The following is a 24536-nucleotide window of genomic DNA, read 5'->3' on the forward strand; positions in this document are numbered from 1 at the left end:
CACTGAAGGAATAAAACAGGACGAATATTAGACCGATCGGCGCAGGTGGCACTGGTGCGAACGGTGTCAAGTAGGGGTGGGATTCCCCACGGTGCACGGTCGGACTAGAGCCATAACCGCGAATTCACACTATCGTCACAAGACCCCGGCAATCCCGGTGCTCCGCCCGCACGGCTCCCGGCCCCATCCGGCCCGGTTCCGCGCACGCACATGAGTGCAAGTTCCCGCACAACGGAGTGCGGTCACCACGCCCTGCAACGGCGTGGTTCCACCAGCCACTGGCACAGGCCGAACACTGCCCGCGCGACGCCGCGCGAGGCCGTTTCGGCCTACCTCCGTATGCCCGGACGACGCCACGGGAGGGCCCGTTGTGACCCACCACCACCAGCCGCGCGGTCTGTACGACCCGCAGTTCGAGCACGACGCCTGCGGCGTCGCGTTCGTCGCCGACCTCGGCGGCCGCCGAAACCACGCGATCGTCGCGCAGGCGCTCGTCGCCCTGCGCAACCTGGAACACCGGGGCGCCCGCGGCGCCGAGGTCGAAACCGGCGACGGCGCCGGCCTGCTCATCCAGGTCCCCGACGCGTTCTACCGCGAGGTCGTCGCCTTCCCGCTGCCCGAACCGGGGCACTACGCGGTCGGTACCGCCTTCCTCCCCCACGACGGCGTGGACGAGGTCAAGGCCGCCGTCGAGGCCATCGCCGCCGAAGAGGGCGCGACCGTGCTCGGCTGGCGCGAGCTGCCCGTGGACGCCGACCACGTCGGTCCCACGGCGCGCACCACGATGCCGGTGTTCAGCCAGCTGTTCCTGGCGGGCGCCGAGGGCATGGAGCTGGAGCGACTGGCGTTCGTCGTGCGCAAGCGCGCCGAACGGGCCGTCGACGTGTACTTCCCGAGCCTGAGCGCCCGCACCATCGTCTACAAGGGCATGCTGACCGAGCCCCAGGTCGAGAAGTTCTTCCCCGACCTCACCGACGAGCGGGTGACCAGCTCCATCGGCCTGGTGCACTCCCGGTTCTCGACCAACACGTTCCCGTCGTGGCCGCTGGCCCACCCGTACCGGTACGTGGCGCACAACGGCGAGATCAACACCCTGCGCGGCAACCGCAACTGGATGGACGCCCGCGAGTCCACCCTGGAGACCGACCTGGTCAAGGGCGACCTGGAGCGGATCTTCCCGGTCATCACCCGCGGCGCGAGCGACTCGGCGAGCTTCGACGAGGTGCTGGAGCTGCTGCACCTGAGCGGCCGCAGCCTGCCGCACGCGGTGCTGATGATGATCCCCGAGGCGTGGGAGAACCACACCGAGATGGACCCGGCCCGCCGGGCGTTCTACGAGTTCCACTCGACGCTGATGGAGCCGTGGGACGGTCCCGCGCTGGTCTCGTTCACCGACGGCACGCTGATCGGCGCGGTGCTCGACCGCAACGGCCTGCGCCCGGCCCGCTACTGGGTCACCGAGGACGGCCTGGTCGTGCTCGGCAGCGAGGCGGGCGTGCTGGAGCTGGACCCGGCCACGATCGTCCGCAAGGGCCGGCTGGAGCCGGGCCGGATGTTCCTGGTGGACACCGCCCAGGGCCGCATCATCGACGACGAGGAGATCAAGGGCGAGCTCGCCGCCGAGCACCCCTACGAGCAGTGGGTCGCCGAGGGGATCCTGCACCTCGAGGACCTGCCCGCGCGCGGCCGCGAGGTGCCGACGCACGCGTCCCTGGTCCGCCGCCAGCAGGTCTTCGGCTACACCGAGGAAGAGCTCTCGATCCTGCTGCACCCGATGGCCCGCACCGGCGCGGAGCCGATCGGCTCGATGGGCAACGACGCCCCGTTCGCGCCGCTGTCGAACAAGCCCCGGCAGCTGTTCGACTACTTCACCCAGCTGTTCGCCCAGGTCACGAACCCCCCGCTGGACGCGATCCGCGAGGAGCTCGTCACCTCGCTGCACGCCACCCTGGGCGCGGAGCCGAACCTGCTGACCGCCGACGGCACCTCGTGCCGGCGCATCTCGCTGCCGTTCCCGGTGTTGGACAACGACGAACTCGCCAAGCTCGTGCACGTGGACGACGACGGCACGCTGCCCGAGTTCCGGACCTTCACCGTCCACGGCACGTACGACGTCACCGGCGGCGGCGAGGCCCTCACCCGCAGGCTGGCCGAGATCCGCGCCGAGGTGTCGGCCGCGATCGAGGACGGCGCGCGGCTGGTCGTGCTGTCCGACCGCGGCGTGGACGAGGCGCACGCGCCCATCCCGTCGCTGCTGCTGACCGGCGCGGTGCACCACCACCTGGTGCGCGAGAAGACCCGCACGCAGGTCGACCTCATCGTGGAGGCGGGCGACGCGCGCGAGGTGCACCACATCGCGCTGCTCGTGGGTTACGGCGCGAAGGCGGTGAACCCCTACCTGGCGATGGCGTCGGTGGAGGAACTGCCCGGCGTCGACCCGAAGGTCGCGACCCGGAACCTGATCAAGGCGCTGGGCAAGGGCGTGCGCAAGACGATGTCCAAGATGGGCGTCTCGACCGTGGCGTCCTACACCGGCGCGCAGATCTTCGAGGCGATCGGCCTCGGCGACGAGGTCGTGTCGACGTGCTTCACCGGCACCACGTCGCGGCTGGGCGGCATCGGGTTCGACGTGCTCGCCGAGGAGGTCGCGAAGCGGCACCGGTACGCGTTCCCGGTCGACGGCGTGCGCGCGGACCACCGCGAGCTGGAAACCGGCGGCGACTACCAGTGGCGCCGCGAGGGCGAGGCGCACCTGTTCAACCCCACCACGGTGTTCAAGCTCCAGCACTCGACCCGGTCCGGCCGGTACGACGTGTTCAAGGAGTACACCCGCGCGGTGGACGAGCAGTCCAGGGCGCTGACCACGTTGCGCGGCCTGTTCACCTTCAAGGACACCACCCCGGTGCCGATCGAGGAGGTCGAGCCGGTCTCCTCCATCGTGAAGCGGTTCGCCACCGGCGCCATCTCCTACGGCTCGATCTCGCAGGAGATGCACGAGGTCCTGGCGATCGCGATGAACCGGTTGGGCGCGAAGTCCAACACCGGCGAGGGCGGCGAGGACGCCGAGCGGTTCACCCCCGACGCCAACGGCGACTCGCGGCGTTCGGCGATCAAGCAGGTGGCGTCCGGCCGGTTCGGCGTGACGTCGGAGTACCTGGTCAACGCCGACGACATCCAGATCAAGATGGCGCAGGGCGCGAAGCCCGGCGAGGGCGGCCAGCTGCCCGGCGGCAAGGTGTACCCGTGGATCGCGAAGACGCGGCACTCCACGCCCGGCGTCGGCCTGATCTCGCCGCCGCCGCACCACGACATCTACTCCATCGAGGACCTGGCCCAGCTGATCCACGACCTGAAGAACGCGAACCCGGTGGCCCGGGTGCACGTGAAGCTGGTCAGCGAGGTCGGCGTCGGCACGGTCGCGGCGGGTGTGTCCAAGGCGCACGCGGACGTCGTGCTGATCTCCGGCCACGACGGCGGCACCGGCGCGTCGCCGCTGTCCTCGATCAAGCACGCGGGCGGCCCGTGGGAGCTGGGGCTCGCCGAGACCCAGCAGACCCTGCTGGAGAACCGCCTGCGCGACCGGATCGTGGTGCAGACCGACGGTCAGCTCAAGACCGGTCGGGACGTGGTCATCGCGGCGCTGCTGGGCGCGGAGGAGTTCGGTTTCGCGACCGCTCCCCTGGTCGTCTCGGGCTGCGTCATGATGCGCGTGTGCCACCTGGACACCTGTCCGGTGGGCGTGGCGACGCAGAACCCGGCGCTGCGGGCGAAGTTCGCCGGCAAGGCCGAGCACGTGGTGAACTTCTTCGAGTTCATCGCCCAGGAAGTGCGGGAGTTGTTGGCACAGCTCGGTTTCCGCACGCTGGAGGAGGCCGTGGGCCGGGCCGAGCTGCTCGACACCAGGGCCGCGGTCGACCACTGGAAGGCGGCCGGGCTCGACCTGTCGCCGATCTTCCACGTGCCGGACCTGCCCGAGGGCGCGGCGCGGCACCAGACCACGACCCAGGACCACGGGTTGGCCAAGGCGCTCGACAACACGCTGATCCAGCTCGCCGAGGGCGCGATCGCCTCCGGCGACCGGGTCCGGCTGGAACTGCCGGTGCGCAACGTGAACCGCACCGTCGGCACCATGCTCGGCTCCGAGGTGACCCGGAAGTGGGGTGGCGCCGGGCTTCCCGACGACACCATCGACATCACGTTCACCGGCACGGCGGGCCAGTCGTTCGGCGCGTTCCTGCCGCGCGGCGTCACGCTGCGGCTCGTGGGCGACGGCAACGACTACGTCGGCAAGGGCCTGTCGGGCGGTCGGATCACCATCCGCCCGGTGCCCGGCGCGCAGTTCGTCGCCGAGCAGCAGACCATCGCGGGCAACGTGATCGGCTACGGCGCGACCGGCGGCGAGCTCTTCCTGCGCGGCAAGGTCGGCGAGCGGTTCTGCGTGCGCAACTCGGGCGCGCTGGCCGTCGTCGAGGGCGTGGGCGACCACGGGTGCGAGTACATGACCGGCGGTCGGGTGGTCGTGCTCGGACCGACGGGCCGCAACTTCGCGGCGGGCATGTCCGGCGGCATCGCGTACGTGCTCGACCTGAGCGCCGTGCGGGTGAACCCGGAGATGGTGGACCTCGACCCGCTCGACGCCGCCGACCGCGAGTTCCTGCGGTCCGCGGTGGAGCGGCACTACGCGGAGACCGGGTCCGGGGTGGCGCACGCGCTGCTCGCGGACTGGGAGCTCGCCGCGGACCGGTTCACCAAGGTCATGCCCAAGGACTACAAGCGCGTCCTGGCCGCGCAGGCACGTGCCGAGCGCGAGGGCCGTGACGTGAACGAGGCGATCATGGAGGCTTCTCATGGCTGACCCGAGGGGTTTCCTCACCACCGAACGCGAAACTCCCCGCAGCCGTCCGGTGATGCTGCGCCTGCGCGACTGGCGCGAGGTGTACGAGGAGTTCGAGAACCCGCGCCTGGAGAAGCAGGCCGGGCGCTGCATGGACTGCGGCATCCCGTTCTGCCACCAGGGTTGTCCACTGGGGAACCTGATCCCCGAGTGGAACAACCTGGTGTGGAAGAAGGACTGGCAGCTCGCGGCCGAACGCCTGCACGCGACCAACAACTTCCCGGAGTTCACCGGGACGCTGTGCCCGGCGCCCTGCGAGGCGGCGTGCGTGGTCGGGATCAACGGCGACGCGGTCACCATCAAGCGGGTCGAGATCTCGATCATCGACCGGGCCTGGGACGAGGGCTGGGTGACGCCTCAGCTTCCCGCCGTGCGCACCGGCAAGAAGGTGGCCGTGGTGGGCTCCGGCCCGGCCGGGCTGGCCGCGGCGCAGCAGCTGACCCGCGCGGGCCACGACGTGGTGGTGCTGGAGCGCGCCGACGCGATCGGCGGGCTGCTGCGGTACGGCATCCCCGAGTTCAAGATGGAGAAGTGGCGGCTGGACCGCCGGCTCGACCAGATGCGGGCCGAGGGCACGCAGTTCCGGACGGGCGTGAACGTCGGCGTCGACGTCACGGTCGAGGAGCTGAAGTCGTCCTACGACGCGGTGGTGCTGGCCGGTGGCGCGACGGCGTGGCGGGACCTGCCGATCCCGGGGCGTGCTCTCGGCGGTGTGCACCAGGCGATGGAGTACCTGCCGCACGCGAACCGGGTGGCGCGCGGCGAGCTGGCCGAGTCGCCGATCTCGGCGTCCGGCAAGCACGTCGTGGTGATCGGCGGCGGCGACACGGGCGCGGACTGCGTGGGCACGGCCCACCGCCAGGGCGCGCTTTCCGTGACGCAGCTGGAGATCATGCCGCGGCCGTCGGAGCAGCGCGCCGAGGCCAACCCGTGGCCGACGTACCCGATGCTGTACCGGGTCACGTCCGCGCACGAGGAGGGCGGCGAGCGGCTGTACTCGGTGTCCACGGCGGAGTTCCTCGGTGACGCGGAGGGCAACGTGCGGGCGCTCAAGCTGGTCGAGGTGGCCGCGTCCGGCGGTCGGTTCGAGCCGGTGCCGGGCACCGAGCGCGAAATCCCGGCCCAGCTGGTCACCCTGGCGATGGGCTTCGTCGGCCCGGAGAAGGACGGCCTGCTGACCGACCTGGGCGTCGACCTCGACCCGCGCGGCAACGTGGCCCGCGACGACCGCTACGCCACGTCGGTCGACAACGTGTTCGTGGCGGGCGACATGGGCCGGGGCCAGTCCCTGATCGTGTGGGCGATCGCCGAGGGCCGCTCCGCCGCGGCCGCGGTCGACGCCCACCTGACGGGCCACACCGTCCTGCCCCGCCCGGTGAACCCGACCGACCGCCCCCTGGTCTGACCCGCGCCGCGTGCGGTGGCCGACGACGTCCACCGCACGCCCGCGGGTCCCCCACGGGCAGTCGCACGTCTTCGGCGTCGGTGGCACCCTCCGCCTCTCGGCGCACCGCCGAGGGCTCGCCCGGCGCGCCGTCGGCGCCGGCCCGTGCCGTGCCGTGCCGTGCCGTGCCCAGGGCACCGCGTCACGAGCCTTCCGGCGCGGCGTGGCGGCATCGGACCGCCGGCCTCCGGCCCCCGCGTCCATTGTCCCACGGAGCACCGACAGTGTCGGCGAGCCGAGCGGGCGGGGCGGGGGTCGAGGACACCGCCCACGAACCGGCCGGCACGCCACCAGCACCCTGCCCGCACCCGGCCGCCGGGCACCCTCGATCCAGGCGCGTCCCGCGCCCGACCACGCGCCCGCACCCGGCGTCCACCGCTCACTCCCGGACACGGGTCTGCCCGGACGGCAGGGTGGCGCCGTCCGGGCAGGTCCGCGCAGGGCTTCGCCGTTCCCTACGCGGGGTCTTCCCCCGGGGTTACGCGGGGCAGGTCTTCCACGCGAAGTGGTACGTGGTGTCGAAGCTGCCGTCGGTCGAGTCCATCGAGATGAAGCTCGTCGTCGTGGCCGTGTTCGACGTGCCCGCGTTCACCCGCAGTTCGGTGTTGATGTTGAACAGGCGCTTCTCCCCGCACGGGTGGTAGACGATCGCCGCGACCTCCGTGGTGTCCGTGGCCTGCCAGTCGTCCGTCAGCGGGCCGCTGTACGGGTGCGACCGGTACTCGGTCGGGGACATCCCCTGGAAGTAGTAGTTCGCGCGCTCGGTGGCCGAGGCACCCTTCTCCAGGTGGGCGAAGCCGCGGTAGTCGGCTCTGGCGATGCCGTACGTGAAGCCCTGCGGGATGTTGACCCGCAGGTTCAGCTGGCAGTTCTTCCGGAACTCCGTCGGACCGGCGCCCACGCCCACCTGGGCGAGGAAGTTGCTGTAGGTCACCGTGAACGCCTTGTTGTCCGGCGAGACCGCGACCGCCGCCGTGCCGGCCGGGCAGCCGGAACCGTTCACCGTGACCACGTCGATCACGATGTGGTCCGGTGGCGGGGTGGTGCCCGGCGCACCACCCGGCGGGATGATGATGGTCGAAGCGAGGGCGAGCGCGGTCGTGAAGTTCAACATGCGTGCACCTTCCGGCTGGTCGCGAATTCGGCGGCGGAAAATGCGTTACTCGATTCAGCAGCGCTTCCAGGAGAAGTGGTACCTGGTGCTCACGCTGCCGTCTGTGGAGTCCAACGCGAGGAAACTGGTGCCCTGCGACGAACCGGCCAGGACACGCAATTCCGTGTTCGCGTTGAACAGTCGCTTCTCACCGCACGGCGCGTACACGATGGAAGCCCACTCGGTGGTGTCGGTGGCTTGCCAGTCGTCGCTCAGCGGACCGTGGAACGTGTGCGTCTTCCGCGAGGTCGGCGAGGTGCCGGAGAAGTAGTAGTTGCCCTGCTCCACGCCCGTGGCGCCCGCCTGGAGGTGCGCGAACCCGCGGTAGTCGGCCTTGGAGATGCCGAACGTGAAGCCCTGCGGGTACCCGAGCTGGAGGACGAGCTGGCAGTTCTTCCGGAACTCGGTGGGACCGGACGAACCGCCCGCCTCGGCGAGGAACGCGCTGTAGGTGACGGTGAACGCCGTCCGGTCGTCCGCGGCGGCCACCGCGGACGTACCCGCCGGGCAGCCGGAGCCGTTCACCGTGACGACGTCGACGGTCACGTAGTCGGGCGTGGTCGGCACGTCGGCGGCGATCGGGGTGAGGGCGGATAACGCGAGTGCGGCCACGGCCGCTGTGGTCAGCATCGGCAGACCTTTCTGGTCCGGAGGGCAGTTCGGCGGCGGCGAGTGGAAACGTATCGCAGGAATTCGCCCGCCAGTTCCACCGATCGGATGCAGAATTTATGGCAGCACTTTTCCGCCGGCCCGCCGAAACGGTCGGCAGTTAACCGCGCAGGAGCATTCGGGGGCACCGCTCGCAGCGTATCGGCGGAAGATCGCTCCGGCTTTCAAACACACCCCGGTGCGATATCCGTGAAAATCGACGGCGCGTCGGTCAGTCCGGCCGGGCCGCCACCACCCGGCGGATCAGCTCCACCATGTGGGTCGACTCCGGCCCGTCCAGCGCCGCGAACCAGCGCGCCTCCCGCCCGTTCTGCTTGGGGAACACGCCGGACACCGCGTCGCGCCCCTCCACGGTCAGCGCCACGAACACCACCCGCCGGTCCTTCTCGTCCCGGGTCCGCTCGACCAGCCCCGCCTTCTCCAGCGTGTTGATGAGGTTCGACATCGCCGAGCGCGTGGTGCCGGAGAGGTCCGCGAGCCGCGCGGGCTGGGTCGGACCCAGCACCCACAGCTTGAACATCAGCCGGAAGCCGGGCATGGTCCAGCCCTTCTCCCGGTGCACCAGCGCCTCGTAGTCGGTGATCATCATGTACGCGAGGTGGAGCACGTTGTACGAGAGACCGAAGGCCTCGGCGTCACCCCCGATTTCGGCGATCCGGTGCCGCGCGAAGCGCTCGTAGTCCTGTTCAGTCACCACGTCGGCGGCAACTGGCACATCCTGTTCGGCCACCTGCGCATCCTCCCAGGCCAACCCGGTCGGCGGAGCGCGAATGGGGCACACTGGCCGGCGTGCTGGGGAGAAGGCGCTTCGGGATGACGGCCGCGATCGCACTCGCGCTCGCCGTCGCGGCGTCGGCCGCGGCCAGTCTCGACCTCGTGCACGGCGACGCCTCCGTCGCGCTGGACGACCTCGCCCAGCTCGCGACCGGCCTGTTCGCCGCCACGTCCTGCCTGGTCACGGCCCGTCGGGCGCGCGGAGCGGACCGCGCGTGGCGGCTGCTCGTGGCACTGGGCATGGTCGGCTGGTCCACCGGTCAGGCGCTGTGGACGTGGTACCAGCTCGTGGAGCGGCGCGCCGTGCCGTCGCCCTCGCCCGCGGACGCGGGCTACCTGAGCATCGTGCCCTTCGCGTTCGCCGCGCTGCTGGTGATCGGCGGCCACCGCCGCTCCGACACGCCGGACGCCCTGCTCGACCGCCGCTCGCACTCGGCGCGGCTGGTGCTGCTGCTGGACGGCCTGATCGTGGTGACGTCGCTGTTCGCGCTCACCTGGACGACGTCGCTCGGCGCGCTGGTCGCGGCGGGCAACCCGGACACCGGCGCGTTCCTGGTCGCGATCGCCTACCCGATCACCGACCTGGTGCTGCTGGTGATCGTGGTGGTGCTGGGCGCGGACCGGAAGGTCGTGCTGAGACCGCAGCTGAGCCTGCTCGGCCTCGGCCTGGTGGCGCTGGCCCTGTCCGACAGCGTGTTCGCCTACCTGGTGGCCGTGCAGGCGCCCGAGGTGCCACCGCTGGCCAACGCCGGGTTCGTGCTCGGCCCGGTGCTGATCGGGCTGGCCGCGCTGGTGCCCGGCACGCCGCACCCCGGCGCGCCGGCGCGGGTGCACCCGTCGTTGCAGTGGGCCTACCTGCTGATGCCCTACGTGCCGCTGCTGGTGTGCAGCGTGCTGGTGCTGCGCCGGACCCTGCTGGGCGACCGGGGCGGGTTGGACGCGGTCGAGGTCGGCTGCGGCTTCGCGGTGTTCCTCGCGGTGGTGCTGCGCCAGCTGGTGACCATCGTGGACAACGCGCGGCTCGCGGGCATGCTGCGCGAGTCCGAGCTGACGCTGGCCCACCAGGCCCACCACGACCCGCTGACCGGCCTGGCCAACCGCTCGGTGTTCGAGCGGCGGCTGGACGAGGCGATGGAGGCGCACCACCGCGACGGCACGCCGTTCGGGCTGCTGTTCGTGGACCTGGACGACTTCAAGGCGGTCAACGACGAGGCGGGCCACGCGCAGGGCGACGCGCTGCTGGAGCAGGTCGCCCACCGGCTGCGGGACTGCGTGCGCGACACGGACGTGGTGGCCCGGCTGGGCGGCGACGAGTTCGGCGTGCTGGTGGGCGGCGTGGAGGAGCCGGAGAAGGTCGCGTTCCGGGTGCTCGACGCCCTCGGCGAGGACGTCAGCGCGAGCGTGGGCGTGGTGATCTGCGCCGACCCCGATCCCGAGGAGACCGCGCAGTCGGTCCTCAAGCGCGCGGACAAGGCGATGTACGAGGCGAAGCGGGACGGCGGCCGCGGCCTCGTCATCCACCCCTAGCGGCCGGCGATCTGGTCGGCCAGGTCGCGCGCCTCGGACTGGGTGAACCTGCCGGAGATCTCGGTGACACCGTCCGGGATCGCGCCGTTGATCGACGGCGCGGACAGCACGGCGGTGTTGTAGACCAGCGCGACCTGGTTGCCCACGTTGGCCGCGGTGAACTCGCCCCACGTCTTCGTGCCCTGCTCGGTGAACCCGATGGTGACCACGAACCCGCCGGACTCGGCCGGTCCGGAGGACGAGCTGGTGATCTGCCGGTTGTCCAGGAACGCCGGGCCGAGCAGGTAGACGCTCTCGCCCTTGACGTCGCACACCAGCAGCAGCGCGGTCGGGTCGTCCAACCCGGCGAGCGGGTCGTGCTCCGGGCACCGGAACGTGGCGAAGGCGGCGGCCGCGCCGGCCGCGAGCGTCGGGCTCTGCCGCGCCGACCGCTCCCGCGTCACGTCCTTCTCCGCCTCCGGCGTGGCGGGCTTCGTGGGCTCGGGCGGCAACCCGCTCGTCCGCACCGGCGTGCCGGACGCCGACCCCACCTGGAGCACCGGCCGGAACACCAGCTTCGGCGCGCCGGTCGCCGACACCTGCCGGGACGGGTCGATCCGCCCACCCTCGGGCTTCGCGGTGCCGGCCACCGAGCCGCACCCGGCGAGCACCAGCAGCACGGCCAGCGCGCCCACCACGCGAACACCCGGCCACCCGCGAGCCGGGCCGAACCCCTGCCCGCGAACCGCACGCACCCGGTTGCTCGCGAGTCGACGACCCCGCGGCGCCCTCACCGCTTGGGCACGAACGCGTAGATGCTCGCGGGCGAGCCGGAACCCCGGCGGTTGACCGTGCCGCCGACCAGCACGTGCGCTCCGGTGTCGGGCAGCTTCGCCAGGTTGGCCAGGATCTCCAGGCTCACCCGGTGCTCCCGGTACAGCAGCTTCGACACCCGGTACTCCTCGTCCAGCGCCGACTCCGGGCTGAACGTGTCGGTGCCCAGCGCGCCGCGCCGACCGAGCCTCCCGGTCTTCACCAGCCACCGCACGGCCTCCAGCGAGAACCCGGGCTGGTGCATCCGCCCCTGCGCGTCGTAGTTGAAGAACGCAGGCGTGCCCCAGCGGTCCTCCCACCCGGTCCACAGCACCACGGCCGACTCGTTCGGGATCCGGCCGTGCGCGCGCTCCCAGCGCTGGAGGTCGGCCACCGTCACCTCGTAGTCGGCGTCTCGCCGGCACTCGGCGCGCATGTCGATCCTCACCGCGGGCAGGAACAGGTCCTCGGTGTCGAGTTCGTCGGCGGCGGGCTGGCCGGTGTTGAAGTGCGCGGGCGCGCCCCAGTGCGTGCCGGTGTGCTCGCCCTGCCGGACGTACTGGAGGTAGAAGCCGTCCTCCGGCACCGTGGTGATGGTGGTGAGGGTGAACTCCGGGTCGCCCGGGTAGACGTTCGTCCTCGCCGGGTCGTTGACGTGCGCCAGGTTCACCAACCGGTAGTCCTTGAGCCCCAAGGGGCTCGCGGCCGCCGTGCCGGCGCCCGCGGCGAACAACCCGCCCACTGTCGAGACCACACCCGCGAGCATCGACCGCCTGCGCACCGTCGACCACTCCTCTGCTCAGCCGCCACCCGATCCGGGCAACCGTACCGGCCTTCCGATCACCGGACGACGACCTGACGGACGGCCTCGCCGGAGGCCAAACGGGCGAACCCGGCGTCCAGGCCGTCGAGCGAGAGCCTCCCGGAGAGCAACTCGTGCACCGGCAGCACCCCCGCCCGGTACAGGTCCACGAACCGCGGCACGTCCCGGCGCGGCACGCCGGAGCCCAGGTAGCTGCCCTTGAGCGTGCGCTCCTCGGCCACCAGACCCAGCGCGGGCAGCGTCACCACCCGGTCGGGAGGGGACAGTCCCACCGCGACGGTCGTGCCGCCGACGTCGGTCGCCCGGTACGCCCGCTCCAGCACGTCGGCCACCCCGGTGGTGTCGATCACCTTGTCCGCGCCGCCGCCGGTCAGCTCCCGGACCTGCCCGACCACGTCCGGACCGCCGTCGAGCGCGTGCGTCGCGCCGAGCCGCAGCGCGAGTTCCCTCTTGTGCGCCACCACGTCCACCGCGATCACCGTGGTCGCGCCCGCCGCGCGCGCGGCGAGCAACGCGGCCAGCCCGACACCGCCGAGCCCGAACACCGCGACCTTCTCCCCCGGCCCGACGCCCGCGCTGTGCAGCACCGCGCCCGCGCCGGTCAGCACCGCGCAGCCGAACAGCGCGGCCACCTCGAACGGCAGGTCGGCGGGCACCCGCGTGGCCGACCGGCCGGACACCACGGCGTGCTCGGCGAACCCGGACACCCCGAGGTGGTGGTGCGGCCTGGTCCCGTCGGGTAATCGCATCCGGCGCGCGCCGGACAGCAGCGTGCCCGCGCGGTTGGCCGCACCGCCCGGCTCGCACAGCGCGGGCCTGCCCGACGCGCACCGCCGGCAGCCGCCGCACGCGGGCACGAACGACAGCACCACGTGGTCGCCGACCGCGAACTCCGCGCCCGGCCCGACCTCGAGCACCTCGCCCGCCGCCTCGTGCCCCAGCACCATCGGCAGCGGCCGGACCCGCGACCCGTCGAGCACCGACAGGTCCGAGTGGCACAACCCGGTCGCGCCGATCCGCACCAGCAGCTCGCCCGGTCCCGGCGGGTCCAGTTCCAGGTCGACGATCTCGAGCGGTCCGCCGACCGCGGTCAGCAGCGCGCCGCGCGTCCTCACCCGACCACCAGACCCTCCATCGCGGACCGCAGCGGATCCGGGATCGGCACCGGGGTGCGCGTCCCCCGGTCCACGAACACGTGCACGAAGTGCCCCTGTGCCACCACGTCGTCGCGCCCCTCGGGGTAGAAGCCGATCTCGTAGCGCACGCTGGACCGGCCGAGCCTCCCGATCCGCAGCCCGCCGTCCACCGCCGCGGGAAACGCGATCGGGGACCGGTACTCGCAGCGCGACTCGACGCACAACCCGATCGCCGCGCCGCGGTGCACGTCCAACCCGGCGTGCCCGATCAGCCAGGTGTTGATCAGGGTGTCCATGAACGCGTAGTGCACGACGTTGTTCACGTGCCCGTACACGTCGTTGTCCGCCCAGCGGGTCGGTATCCGCTGCCAGTGCCGGTAGTCCTCGCGCACGCGACCTCCCTCGACGGCGGCCGCTCACCCGGCGGGCAGCAGCTCGCGACCGAGTTCGTACCACCACGAGTCGTAGGCCGCGCTGCACCCGAGCCGACCGACGTACGCGGCGAGGATCCGCGCGCGGATCTCCTCGACGTGCGCCGAGACGATGGTGTCCGGCCGGTAGCACAGCCACAGCTCCTGCCACAGGGGCGTGCCCTCGAGCGCGCGCACCGCGATGCTGCCCGGCCGGTCCCGGCTGGTCGCGAGCGCCGGCCCGATGGCGAGCTTGGCGTGCACCAGTTCCAGCAGGGTGGCCACCGAGTGCGTGCTGTGCGCCTGGTCCAGCGTCACGCCCCGCTCCTGGCAGGCCTGGGTCAGGTAGGTCGACCAGCGGGTGACGCCCGGCGGCTCGTCCACCCACGGGTGCTCGGCGACGTCGGCGAGCGACACCGCGCCCGGCCGGACCACCGGGTGGTCGTGCGCCATGGCGACGAAGACGGGCTCCGCGGGGTGGATCAGCAGCGCCCGCACGCCCTCGGGCACCGCGCCGCCCGCCAACGGCGCCCGGTAGACCAACGAGAGGTCCACCGCGCCGAGCGCGACCTTGTCGATGCTCATCCGCTCGTCCAGGTCCTCCATCAACCGCACGCCCGAGCACCACGGCCGGGTCTGGAGCCACCGGCTGATCTCCACGTGCAGGAACCCGCAGTACCCGCCGAGCCGCAGCACGCTCGTGCCGTGCCGGCGCGACCACTCGCCCACCCGGTCGGAGATCGCGGACATGCTGCTCAGCACGACGCGCGCCTCGCCGAGCACCTCCGCGCCCAAGGCCGTCGGCACGCAGCCGTGGCCGTCGCGGAAGAACAGCCTGCCGCCGACGCTGCGCTCGATGCGCTGGAGCAGACCGGTCAGCGCCGGTTGGGACATGCCGAGGCCCTTGGCGGCCCGGGTGAGGCTGCCGCTGTCGGCGATCGTGGCGAGCGCCCGCAGGTGGCGCACCTCCAGCTCCACGGGACCTCCGTTCCGTGCGACGGATCCGGCGACCGTACCGCCGTCCCACCCGGACCGGGAAGAGCCGACCGTCGCCATCGCGGCGGACCCGGTGACCCCTGCCCGGGTCCGGGTCCGCCGCCCGCCGTCCTACGGCTTGGTCACCTCCAGCCGGTACTGGCCCGCGCCGCTGTAGGAGCGGACCTGCCAGCGGTACCGGCCGGCCGCACCGGTGTAGGTGACGGTCTCGGTGGCCGTCGGACCGGCGCCGGAGGCGACCGTGGTCCACGTCGTGCCGTTGGCCGAGCGCTGGAGGTACAGGTCGAAGTCGGCGCCCGCCGGACCGGTCAGGCACGCCTTGTGCGCACCCGCCGCGGCCTGGAAGTAGCCGGTGCTGGGCTCCACGGCCGTGCCGCCGGAGGCCAGGGTGCCGGTCGCCGCCGTGCCGCAGCCGGTCGGCGGCTCGCCGGGTCCGCCGGAGGTCAGCAGCGTGACGTCGTACGAGCGCAGGATCTCCGCCACCGGCTGGAAGTACGTGGTGGCCGCGCCGCCCTTGCAGTCGCCGGAACCGCCCGAGGTCACGCCCTGCGCCTGGCTGCCGGAGATCGCCGAGCCGCCCGAGTCGCCGGGCTCGGCGCACACCGTCGTCTCGATCAGCTGGTAGACCTTGCCGATGTCGGAGCCGTAGTCGACGGTCGCGTCGCGGGACCCGATCGTGCCGCAGTGCCAGCCGGTCGTGCCGCCGGACCGGCAGATCGAGGAGCCGACGGGCGACTCCTGCGACCCGGCCACCGCGACCCGACCGCCGTTGTAGTCGTTGACCGCGCCCACCGGCGTCTCGCCCGCGTTGGTGCGCACGAAGGCCATGTCGTCGTTGGGGAAGCTCGATCCCTCGAACCTCCCGCCGGGTTGGGTGGTCGTCTCGCCGACCTTGCCGCAGTGCCCGGCGCTGATGAACCCGCCCTGCACCGCGAACCCGACCGAACAGCCGTACTTGCTGGTCCAGTACCGGTTGCCGCCGACGACGTCGATCAGCGGCCGGACGGGCCTGCGCACCTCGGCGTAGCGGACCGCGCCCGCGTCCACGCCGCGTGCCGCGACCCACGCGCGGGCCTGCGCCTGTGCGCCCGGTGCGTGTTTGACCACGACCACGTCGGCGGCCGGGTCGACGTGCCACGCGCTGACCGACGCGGGCGGTGTCGTCGCGTCCAGCGCGCGCTTGGCGGCGTCCAGGGCGCGGGCTCCCCTGGCCACCACCCGCGGTTCGGCGCCGAGCGCGCGCACCTCGGGCACCGCGGCGCCGTCGGTGACCGCGACGACCAGGCCGCCGCGACCGGCGTCGAACCAGCTCCCGCCGAACCGGGAGCCCAGCGCCGCGCGGACCGACCGGTCGACGCGCGCGGCGGCGTCCTCGGCGGCGATCCGGGCGGCCGGGTCGGCGACGCCCAGGTCGCGTTCCATGGCGGCGTACAGCGGTGGGTCGGGCGCGGCGGACGCGGCGGGCGGCAGCGCCACCGCGGTCGCCACCGCCATCAGGACGGCGGAGGACAGGGTTGTTCCTCGCATGGTGGATCTCCTCGCTGTGCAGGGAAGACCCGGGCGGCCGGCTGCGCGAGGGGCCGGCCTCCGGGCCACCCGACGGTAAGCCGCGAAACGGCGGCGAAGGCAGATCCCAACCGCTCATAACACCGCGAACCGGACCCCCTTCCGCCAGGCCGCCGTTCGGCGGAAATCCCCTGAGTCGGTGGATCTCCACCCGATTGCCGTGACGGATCCACCAATGCGAGCAATACTCCGATTACTACCGAGATGATCACTCCGCACAAATCGGCACCGCATTACTTCGGACGGGGTACCGTCCGAAGGATGATCTTGGAGCCGCACTTGTGCGGTAGATCAACTCCAGTCATACATACACCCCTGGTCAACCGTCCTTTCGGGTGAAGATCGTTACACCTAATCGGTGACTTATTCCACCTGACGAGACCAGCTATCCCTAACGCGCTGGAATTTCACCCGTTGTCGCTAGAGACATGCTCGTTCGGCACAGTGAGTGCCGAAGAGGGCTACTCGTAGCTCAATGGCGTGTCGCCGCATTGGCCGCTTACGAACGCGCATTCGGGCTCACTACCGTCAGTCCGGCCCAATGAGTTTGAATCCGATTGGCGGTGTACCACGTGACTGTGACCGATTCGCCCACTCCGGAGGTGGGGAGCGAGCGACCTCGGCTGAGCCTCGGCACGGCGGCTGCGCGGAACCTGGCGACCACGACCAAGTCCGTCCCGCAGATGCAGGGCATCACCTCCCGGTGGTTGCTGAAGGTCCTCCCGTGGGTGCAGGCGGCCGGTGGCGCCTATCGGGTCAACCGCAGGCTCAGCTACGCGGTCGGCGACGGCCGGCTGACGTTCACCAACGTCGGCGCGGAGATCAGCGTCGTGCCGCAGGAGCTGGCCGAACTGCCGCTGCTGCGCGGCTACGACGACGTGGAGGCGCTGACCGCGCTCGCGTCCCGGTTCCGCCAGCGCGAGTACGAGCCCGGCCAGGTCATCGTCGAGCAGGGTCGTCCGCAGGACGAGGTCCACCTGATCGCGCACGGCAAGGTGAACAAGGTCGGGCTCGGCGAGTACGGCGACCAGACCGTCCTCGGCGTGCTGGCCGACGGCGAGTACTTCGGCGACCGGGTGCTGGCCGGACCGCAGGGCGAGTGGGACTTCACCGTCAAGGCGGTCACCCAGGTCATCGTGCTGACCCTGCCCTGGGACGAGTTCGAGCGCCTCAACGGCGAGGCGGGCGGCCTGCGCGCGCACATCCAGCGCGCGAACGCGGGCGGCGGCGAGCGGCAGAACGCGCACGGCGAGGCCGAGATCGACATCGCGTCCGGCCACGACGGCGAGCCCGACCTGCCCGGCACGTACGTCGACTACGAGTTGACCCCGCGCGAGTTCGAGCTGAGCGTGGCGCAGACCGTGCTGCGGGTGCACTCCCGCGTCGCGGACCTCTACAACCAGCCGATGGACCAGGTCGAGCAGCAGTTGCGGCTCACCATCGAGGCGCTGCGCGAGCGCCAGGAGTACGAGATCGTCAACAACCGGCAGTTCGGGTTGTTGCACCAGGCCGACCTCAAGCAGCGCATCCACACCCGGTCCGGCCCGCCGACCCCGGACGACCTCGACGAGCTGCTGGCCACCGTGTGGAAGGCGCCGACGGCGTTCCTCGCGCACCCCAGGGTGATCGCGGCGTTCGGCCGGGAGTGCACCAAGCGCGGGATCTACCCGTCGAGCGTCGACCTCGGCGGCAACCAGGTGCCCGCGTGGCGCGGCGTGCCGATCCTGCCGTGCAGCAAGATCGAGGTGTCCAAGACCAGGACCAGCTCGATCCTGCTGCTGCGCGCGGGCGAGGACAACCAGGGCGTCATCGGCCTGCACCAGACCGGCATCCCGGACGAGTACCAGCCGGGCCTGTCGGTGCGCTTCATGGGCGTCGACGACAAGGCGATCATCTCCTACCTCGTCAGCGCCTACTACTCCGCGGCCGTGCTCGTGCCGGACGCGCTGGGCGTGCTCGAACACGTCGAGATCGGCCGCGAGGACTAGTCCCCACCACCCGAGATCGGACATTCAGACGTGACCGTGACTGACCCCGGCCCCTCCGTGGAGGAGGCCGAGCAGCAGCGTCGGAGCCTCGGCACCGACGCCGCGCGGAACCTGTCGACCACGACCAAGTCCACGCCCCAGATGCAGGGCATCTCGCCCCGGTGGCTGCTGCGCCGGCTGCCGTGGGTCCAGCTCGGCGCGGGCACCTACCGGGTCAACCGCCGGCTCACCTACGCGGTGGGCGACGGGCGGCTGACGTTCACCGGCACCGGCGACGACATCCGCGTCGTGCCGCAGGAGCTGCGCGAACTGCCCGCGCTGCGCGACTTCCCGGACGACGACGTGCTGGCCGCGCTGGCGGACCGGTTCGAGCAGCGGTCCTTCGAGCCCGGCCAGGTCGTCGTGGAGGCGGGCGCGCCCGCCGACGCGGTGTACCTGCTGGCGCACGGCAAGGTGAACAAGGTCGGGCTCGGCGAGTACGGCGACCAGACCGTCCTCGACACGCTCGCGGGCGGCGACTACTTCGGCGACCGGGCCCTGTCCGGGGTGGACGGCGAGTGGGACTTCGGCGTCAAGGCGGTCACCCCGGTGATCGTGCTGGTGCTGACCCGGGCGTCCCTGGAACGGCTGGAGGACCGGACCGTCGCGCTGCGGGCGCACCTGGACGAGGTGGCGCTCGGCCGGTCGAGGCCGCAGAACAAGCACGGCGAGGCGGCGATCGACATCGCCTCGGGCCACGACGGCGAGCCGGATCTGCCGACGACGTTCGTGGACTACGAGCTCGCGCCCCGCGAGTACGAGCTGGAGGTGGCGCAGACCGTGCTGCGGGTGCACTCCCGCGTCGCGGACCTCTACAACCAGCCGATGAACCAGACCGAGCAGCAGTTGAAGCTGACCGTGGAGGCCCTGCGCGAGCGGCAGGAGCACGAGATGCTCAACAACCGCAGGATCGGGCTGCTGCACCAGGCCGACCTCAAGCAGCGCCTGCACACCCGGTCCGGTCCGCCGACGCCGGACGACCTGGACGAGCTGATCTCCCGGCGGCGCAAGACGAACTTCCTGCTGGCGCACCCGCGCACGATCGCCGCGTTCGGCCGCGAGGCCACCCGGCGCGGCATCTACCCGGGCGTGACCGACGTGGACGGGACGAAGGCCGTGACGTGGCGGGGCATCCCGCTGCTGCCGTCGGACAAGATCCCGATCTCCGACCGCGGCACCAGCTCGATCCTCGCGATGCGCGTGGGCGAGGACGACCAGGGCGTCGTCGGCCTGCACCAGACCGGCCTGCCCGACGAGGTGCAGCCGGGGCTGAACGTCCGGTTCATGGGCATCGACGAGAAGGCGATCATCAGCTACCTGGTGACCGCCTACTACTCGGTGGCCGTGCTGGTGCCGGACGCGCTGGGCGTGCTGGAGAACGTCGAGATCAACCGCTACTAGGCCGATTCCCGCGGCGGCCGGGCTGCTCCACGCCCGGCCGCCGTGCCATCCCCGGACGAGGAGACTGATGACAGACCTGGACGTCACACCCGCGCACCGGTCCGCGCGGGAGGTGCTGACCTGGAGCCGGGCCGGGGTCGACCCCGCGTTGCGCTCCGCCGTCGACCGGCTGCCGGACTCGATGCGCGCGGTGGCCGGGTACCACTTCGGCTGGTGGGACGAGCACGGCAGGCCGACCGGCGCGGACCCGGGCAAGGCGATCCGGCCGGCGCTCGTGCTGCTGGCCGCGCAGGCCGTCGGCGGTGCCGGTTCCACCGCGATGCCCGCGGCCGTGGCGGTGGAGCTGGTGCACAACTTCTCGCTGCTGCACGACGACGTGATGGACCACGACGCCACGCGCCGGCACCGGCCGACCGCGTGGAGCGTGTTCGGCGTGAACGCGGCGATCCTGGCGGGCGACGCGCTGCTGACGTTGGCGCTGGACGTCCTCGCGGGCAGCGGGCACCCGGCGGCGCAGCAGTCGATCCGCGCGCTGAGCGGCGCGGTGCAGGCCCTGCTGGACGGCCAGGCCGCCGACCTCGCCTTCGAGGAGCGCGCCGAGGTCGACGTGCCGGAGTGCACGCGCATGGCCGAGGGCAAAACCGGCGCGCTGCTCGGCGCGTCCTGCGCCCTGGGCGCGCTGTACGGCGGCGGCCGCCCCGACCAGGTCGACCACCTGCGCCGGTTCGGCGAGCTGACCGGCCTCGCGTTCCAGTTCGCCGACGACCTGCTGGGCATCTGGGGCGACCCGTCGGTGACCGGCAAACCGGTCTACTCGGACCTGCACAACCGCAAGAAGTCCCTGCCGGTCGTGGCCGCGCTGAACTCACCCACGCCGGCCGCGGCCGAACTGGCCGCCCTCTACCACCAGCCCCGCGACCTGACCGGCCCCGACCTGACCCGCGCCGCCGCGCTGATCGACCAGTGCGGCGCGCGCGAGTGGTCGCACACGAGGGCGGACGAACTGCTCGACCAGGCCCTGCTCCACCTCAGGTCCGCGGACCCGACCACCCACGCCGCGCTGGAACTCGAGTCCCTGGCCCACCTGGCCGTCCACCGCACCCACTAGCCCGTCACCCGCCCGGCCCCGCCCGTTGCGCCCCGCTCGCCGGGCTCCGCGTCGGTCGGGGTGGCCGCCGCGCTTCCGTTGCCCGCGTTCGGGTGCCGCCGAACCGACAGCCGCCGGTCCCGGTGCCCGGGACGGGTGGCCGACGCCGGTCCCGCCTGCCGGAGTCGGTGGTCGTTGCCGGCGGTCGGTCTCGGCGGCCGTCGCCGGTGGTTGCTGCCGGTGGTCGGTCTCGGCGGTCGTTGGCGGTGGCCGGTCTCGGTGGTTGTTGCCGGCGATTGGTCTCGGCGGTGGTTGCCGGTGGTCGGTGGCCGGCGCCGGTTGCCGGTGGTCGAGCGGCGGTGGTCGAGCCGAGGTGGTCGAGCCGCGGTGGTCCGGGTGAGGAGCGGGTTGGGAGGGCGGGTGTTGGCCTCCGGCCCCCGTCTCGATTGTCCCATGCGGCACCGACAGTTCCGGCGAGTCCTTCCGGTCGGGCAGCGCGGAGCCGACACCCCGGTCGGGTGAAGTTCGTGCCGTGTCCGGCGGTGCGGACCGCGCGGTCCGGGGCGCGAAACGTCCCGCTCGCAGCACTGCCGGCGGCACCGACTGCTCGCCCCGGTCCGCGAACCCGCAGTCCCGCAACACCCGCCCGTCTGACCCGGGCCGCGAACCCCACAGTCCCCCAACACTTGCCCGCCCGGCCCGGCCCACGAACCCGCGATCCCACAACACTTGCCCGCCCGGCCCGGCCCACGAACCCGCGATCCCACAACACCCGCCCGACCCGGGCCGCGAACCCCGCAGTCCGCAACACCCGCCCGCCTGGCCCGGGCTCGCGAGCGGTGTCGTGGCGCGTCGCCCGGGGGCGTGGTCCGTCCCCCGTCCCCCGTCCCCCACCGCGGCCCGGCGGTCCGGCGGCCCGTCCTGCGTGTCCCGTCCTGCGAGTCACTCCGAATCCCCAGCCGTCACCCGAATCCCCAGCCGTCTCGTTCAGCCGAGTTCAGTCAGGAGCCCCGCGATGGTCCTTCCCGTGGTACTGCTCGCCTCGCCCCGGTCGTTCTGCGCCGGGGTCGAGCGGGCGGTCGAGATCGTCGAGCACCTGCTCGACCAGCGCGGCGGTCCGATCCACGTGCGCAAGCAGATCGTGCACAACACCCACGTGGTCGCCGGGTTGGAGGCGCGCGGCGCGGTGTTCGTGGACGAGTTGGACGCCGTGCCCGACGGGGCGACGGTGGTGTTCTCCGCGCACGGGGTGTCGCCCGCGGTGCGGGAGGAGGCGCAGCGGCGCGGGTTGGACGTGGTCGACGCGACCTGCCCGCTGGTCACCAAGGTGCACGCGGAGGCGCGGCGGTTCGCCAAGCGCGGTGACACGGTCGTGCTGATCGGGCACGCCGGGCACGAGGAGGTCGAGGGCACGCTCGGCGAGGCGCCCGACCGGACCGTGCTGGTGGAGAGCGCGGACGACGTGGCACGGTTGGAGGTGGCCGATCCCGACCGGGTTTCCTACCTCACCCAGACCACGCTCGCGGTGGACGAGACGGCCGACGTGGTCGCGGCGCTGAAGGCCCGGTTCCCGAACATCAAGGGTCCCGCCTCGGACGACATCTGCTACGCCACCACCAACCGCCAGGACGCGCTGCGCGAGGTGGCGCGCGACGCCGACCTGGTGCTGGTGGTCGGTTCGGCGAACTCGTCCAACTCGGTGCGGCTGGTCGAACTCGCCCGGCGGAACGGCGTGCCGGCGCACCTGGTGGACGACGCGTCCGACATCCGGCCCGAGTGGCTCGAGGGCGTGCGCACGGTCGGGCTCACGGCGGGCGCGTCGGCGCCGCCCCGGCTGGTGGACGAGGTCGTCGAGGAACTGGGCGCGCGCGACGTGCAGGTGCGCGAGACCGCGCGGGAAACCATCCAGTTCACCCTGCCCGGCGCGGTGAGGCCGCGATGACCGCGCTCGACGCGATCCGCGGGCCGCGGGACGTGCGCGCGCTGTCGGCGGCCAGGATCCCTTCGCTGGCACTGGAAATCCGTCGGTTCCTGATCGAGAACGTCACCCGGACCGGCGGTCACCTCGGGCCGAACCTCGGCGCGGTGGAGCTCACCATCGCGCTGCACCGGGTGTTCGACTCGCCCAACGACGTGCTGCTGTTCGACACCGGCCACCAGTCGTACGTGCACAAGCTGCTCACCGGCCGGGCCGACGGGTTCGGCACGCTGCGCCGCGCGGGCGGTCTCTCGGGGTACCCGAGCGCGGCCGAGTCGGTGCACGACGTGGTGGAGAACTCGCACGCCTCGACCGCCCTGTCCTACGCGGACGGCATCGCGAAGGCGTTGCGGCTGCGGGGTTCCGACCGGCGGGTGGTCGCGGTCGTCGGCGACGGCGCGCTCACCGGCGGCATGGCGTGGGAGGCGTTGAACAACCTCGCCGGCACCAGGCACCCGGTCGTGGTGGTGCTCAACGACAACGGCCGGTCCTACGCGCCGACGGTCGGCGGGCTCGCGGCGCACCTGGCCGCGTTGCGCGCGGGCCGCAGGCCGACCCTGTTCGAGGACCTGGGTCTCGGCTACCTCGGCCCGGTCGACGGGCACGACCCGGTGGCGCTGGAGCAGGCGTTCCGCCAGGCCGCCGGTTTCGGCCGCCCGGTCGTCGTGCACTGCCTGACCAGCAAGGGCAAGGGCCACCCGCTCGCCGAGCGGGACGAGGCCGACCACCTGCACGCGGTGTCGGCCGCCGGCGTGCCGGCGGTCCGCACGTGGACCGACGTGTTCGGCGCGGAGATCGCGGACATCGGCGCGCGGCGCGGCGACGTGGTGTGCCTGACGGCGGCGATGCGCGGCCCGACGGGGTTGGACACGTTCGCCGAGCGGTTCCCGGAACGGGTGTTCGACGTCGGGATCGCCGAGCAGCACGCGGTCACCAGCGCGGCCGGGATGGCGCTCGCGGGCCTGCACCCGGTGGTCGCGGTGTACGCGACGTTCCTGAACCGGGCGTTCGACCAGGTGCTGCTGGACGTGGCGCTGCACCGCCTGCCGGTGACGTTCGTGCTGGACCGCGCAGGCGTGACCGGTCCGGACGGCGCGAGCCACCACGGCGTGTGGGACGCCTCCGTGCTGCCGGTCGTGCCGGGTCTGCGGCTGGCCGCGCCGCGCGACTGCGCGCGGTTGCGCGAACTGCTCAACGAGGCGGTCGAGGTGACCGACGGCCCGACGGCGATCCGCTACCCGAAGGCGGCGGCGGGACCGGACGTGCCGGCCGTGCGCCGGGTGGGCCGGCACGACGTGCTGCGCGAGGAACCGGACGCGGTCGGCCTGCTGGTGGCCGTCGGCCCGCTCGCGGGCGCGTGCGTCGAGGCGGCGGAAGAGCTGGCCGCGCAAGGGGTTCCGGTGTCGGTGGTGGACCCGCGGTGGATCGCCCCGCTGGATCCGGAACTGGTGAAGGTGGCCGCCGCGCACCGGTGGGTGCTGGCCGTCGAGGACACCACGACCACCGGCGCGCTGGGCGGACGGCTCGCGCAGGCCCTCGCCGTGCTCGGCGCGCCGACCGGGGTGGGCACCTTCGCGCTGCCGACGGCGTTCCTGCCGCACGGCTCGCGCGCGGACATCCTGCGGGCACACGGACTCGACGCGGCCGGCATCGTCACCGCGGTCCTGAAGCGAGTGGGCGAACGCTGACCCACCCCGGCACCCGCGTTCTCGCGCGCCCGTGCCGCACCCACCGCAACGCGCGAACGCCGGAGCCCGTCGGGAGGCCGGACGTGCCGCCGGGTGTGCGGGCGCTGATCGAGGCGACGCTGGTCAAGGACCCGCGCCAGCGGTAACGCAACGGCGGCGAGTTCGCGCACG

At 72.5% G+C, this 24536-nt stretch carries 17 protein-coding genes; 8 read left to right on the forward strand and 9 right to left on the reverse strand.

All coding sequences use genetic code 11. The features are described from left to right. The first annotated feature begins 370 nt into the window (after positions 1–370). Positions 371–4855, forward strand: a complete 4485-nt coding sequence (gene gltB / locus AB0G50_RS14490; RefSeq protein ID WP_360107267.1) for a glutamate synthase large subunit — start codon at positions 371–373, stop codon at positions 4853–4855. Beyond that, positions 4848–6299 (forward strand): glutamate synthase subunit beta, encoded by a 1452-nt coding sequence (locus AB0G50_RS14495; protein ID WP_360107270.1) that lies wholly within the window; start codon positions 4848–4850, stop codon positions 6297–6299. The genes gltB and AB0G50_RS14495 overlap by 8 nt, the downstream gene beginning before the upstream one ends. Positions 6300–6816: 517 nt before the next feature. On the opposite strand, the gene AB0G50_RS14500 is transcribed toward AB0G50_RS14495, so the two are convergent. The 3 genes from AB0G50_RS14500 to AB0G50_RS14510 form a co-directional block, all read right to left on the reverse strand. After that, complete coding sequence (locus AB0G50_RS14500; RefSeq protein WP_360107273.1) at positions 6817–7452, reverse strand: DUF4360 domain-containing protein; 636 nt, start codon at positions 7450–7452, stop codon at positions 6817–6819. A gap of 54 nt (positions 7453–7506) precedes the next feature. Beyond that, a complete protein-coding gene (locus tag AB0G50_RS14505; protein WP_360107276.1) occupies positions 7507–8121 on the reverse strand; it encodes a DUF4360 domain-containing protein in 615 nt (204 codons plus the stop codon). Between the two features lie 250 nt (positions 8122–8371). Beyond that, the gene (locus tag AB0G50_RS14510; protein ID WP_360107279.1) at positions 8372–8890 is read right to left on the reverse strand and encodes a MarR family transcriptional regulator; all 519 of its coding nucleotides are present in this window, start codon (positions 8888–8890) and stop codon (positions 8372–8374) included. Positions 8891–8949: 59 nt separating this feature from the next. Between AB0G50_RS14510 and AB0G50_RS14515 the strand changes: the two genes are divergently transcribed. Next, positions 8950–10461 carry a GGDEF domain-containing protein gene (locus AB0G50_RS14515; protein WP_360107282.1) on the forward strand — a complete coding sequence of 504 codons (1512 nt, stop codon included), beginning with the start codon at positions 8950–8952 and terminating at the stop codon, positions 10459–10461. Here AB0G50_RS14515 and AB0G50_RS14520 read toward each other — a convergent pair. From AB0G50_RS14520 to AB0G50_RS14545, 6 genes are all read right to left on the reverse strand, one after another. Then, a complete protein-coding gene (locus tag AB0G50_RS14520; protein ID WP_360107285.1) occupies positions 10458–11138 on the reverse strand; it encodes a precorrin-3B C(17)-methyltransferase in 681 nt (226 codons plus the stop codon). The genes AB0G50_RS14515 and AB0G50_RS14520 overlap by 4 nt on opposite strands. A gap of 92 nt (positions 11139–11230) precedes the next feature. After that, positions 11231–12034, reverse strand: coding sequence for a cyclase family protein (locus tag AB0G50_RS14525; protein ID WP_360107287.1), 804 nt, complete (start codon positions 12032–12034; stop codon positions 11231–11233). 59 nt (positions 12035–12093) lie between these two features. Beyond that, positions 12094–13191, reverse strand: a complete 1098-nt coding sequence (locus AB0G50_RS14530) for a zinc-binding dehydrogenase (protein ID WP_360107290.1) — start codon at positions 13189–13191, stop codon at positions 12094–12096. Continuing rightward, entirely contained in the window at positions 13188–13604 is a 417-nt protein-coding gene (locus AB0G50_RS14535; protein ID WP_360107293.1) for a thioesterase family protein, read from the reverse strand. The genes AB0G50_RS14530 and AB0G50_RS14535 overlap by 4 nt, the downstream gene beginning before the upstream one ends. 24 nt (positions 13605–13628) lie before the next feature. Further along, complete coding sequence (locus AB0G50_RS14540) at positions 13629–14600, reverse strand: LysR family transcriptional regulator (protein WP_360107296.1); 972 nt, start codon at positions 14598–14600, stop codon at positions 13629–13631. Between the two features lie 129 nt (positions 14601–14729). Continuing rightward, complete coding sequence (locus AB0G50_RS14545; RefSeq protein WP_360107299.1) at positions 14730–16145, reverse strand: S1 family peptidase; 1416 nt, start codon at positions 16143–16145, stop codon at positions 14730–14732. Positions 16146–16756: 611 nt separating this feature from the next. Here AB0G50_RS14545 and AB0G50_RS14550 point away from each other — a divergent pair. From AB0G50_RS14550 to AB0G50_RS14570, 5 genes are all read left to right on the forward strand, one after another. Next, positions 16757–18172, forward strand: a complete 1416-nt coding sequence (locus tag AB0G50_RS14550; protein ID WP_360107302.1) for a family 2B encapsulin nanocompartment shell protein — start codon at positions 16757–16759, stop codon at positions 18170–18172. A gap of 30 nt (positions 18173–18202) precedes the next feature. Beyond that, positions 18203–19612: a family 2B encapsulin nanocompartment shell protein gene (locus AB0G50_RS14555; protein WP_360107305.1), complete on the forward strand. Its 1410-nt coding sequence runs from the start codon at positions 18203–18205 to the stop codon at positions 19610–19612. A gap of 67 nt (positions 19613–19679) precedes the next feature. Further along, positions 19680–20720: a family 2 encapsulin nanocompartment cargo protein polyprenyl transferase gene (locus AB0G50_RS14560; protein WP_360107308.1), complete on the forward strand. Its 1041-nt coding sequence runs from the start codon at positions 19680–19682 to the stop codon at positions 20718–20720. Positions 20721–21714: 994 nt separating this feature from the next. After that, a complete protein-coding gene (locus tag AB0G50_RS14565; protein ID WP_360107311.1) occupies positions 21715–22641 on the forward strand; it encodes a 4-hydroxy-3-methylbut-2-enyl diphosphate reductase in 927 nt (308 codons plus the stop codon). Further along, entirely contained in the window at positions 22638–24365 is a 1728-nt protein-coding gene (locus tag AB0G50_RS14570) for a 1-deoxy-D-xylulose-5-phosphate synthase (protein WP_360107314.1), read from the forward strand. The genes AB0G50_RS14565 and AB0G50_RS14570 overlap by 4 nt, the downstream gene beginning before the upstream one ends. Positions 24366–24536: the final 171 nt, after the last annotated feature.

This window comes from Actinosynnema sp. NPDC020468 (assembly GCF_040642015.1).
In the GTDB taxonomy this organism is placed as follows: domain Bacteria; phylum Actinomycetota; class Actinomycetes; order Mycobacteriales; family Pseudonocardiaceae; genus Actinosynnema.

Bases quoted from the DNA above. Each gene is read 5' to 3' on its own strand.
- AB0G50_RS14545 (WP_360107299.1), bottom strand. From the start codon at position 16,145: ATGCGAGGAACAACCCTGTCCTCCGCCGTCCTGATGGCGGTGGCGACC.
- AB0G50_RS14570 (WP_360107314.1), top strand. From the start codon at position 22,638: ATGACCGCGCTCGACGCGATCCGCGGGCCGCGGGACGTGCGCGCGCTG.
- AB0G50_RS14560 (WP_360107308.1), top strand. From the start codon at position 19,680: ATGACAGACCTGGACGTCACACCCGCGCACCGGTCCGCGCGGGAGGTG.
- AB0G50_RS14565 (WP_360107311.1), top strand. From the start codon at position 21,715: ATGGTCCTTCCCGTGGTACTGCTCGCCTCGCCCCGGTCGTTCTGCGCC.
- AB0G50_RS14500 (WP_360107273.1), bottom strand. From the start codon at position 7,452: ATGTTGAACTTCACGACCGCGCTCGCCCTCGCTTCGACCATCATCATC.
- AB0G50_RS14495 (WP_360107270.1), top strand. From the start codon at position 4,848: ATGGCTGACCCGAGGGGTTTCCTCACCACCGAACGCGAAACTCCCCGC.
- AB0G50_RS14505 (WP_360107276.1), bottom strand. From the start codon at position 8,121: ATGCTGACCACAGCGGCCGTGGCCGCACTCGCGTTATCCGCCCTCACC.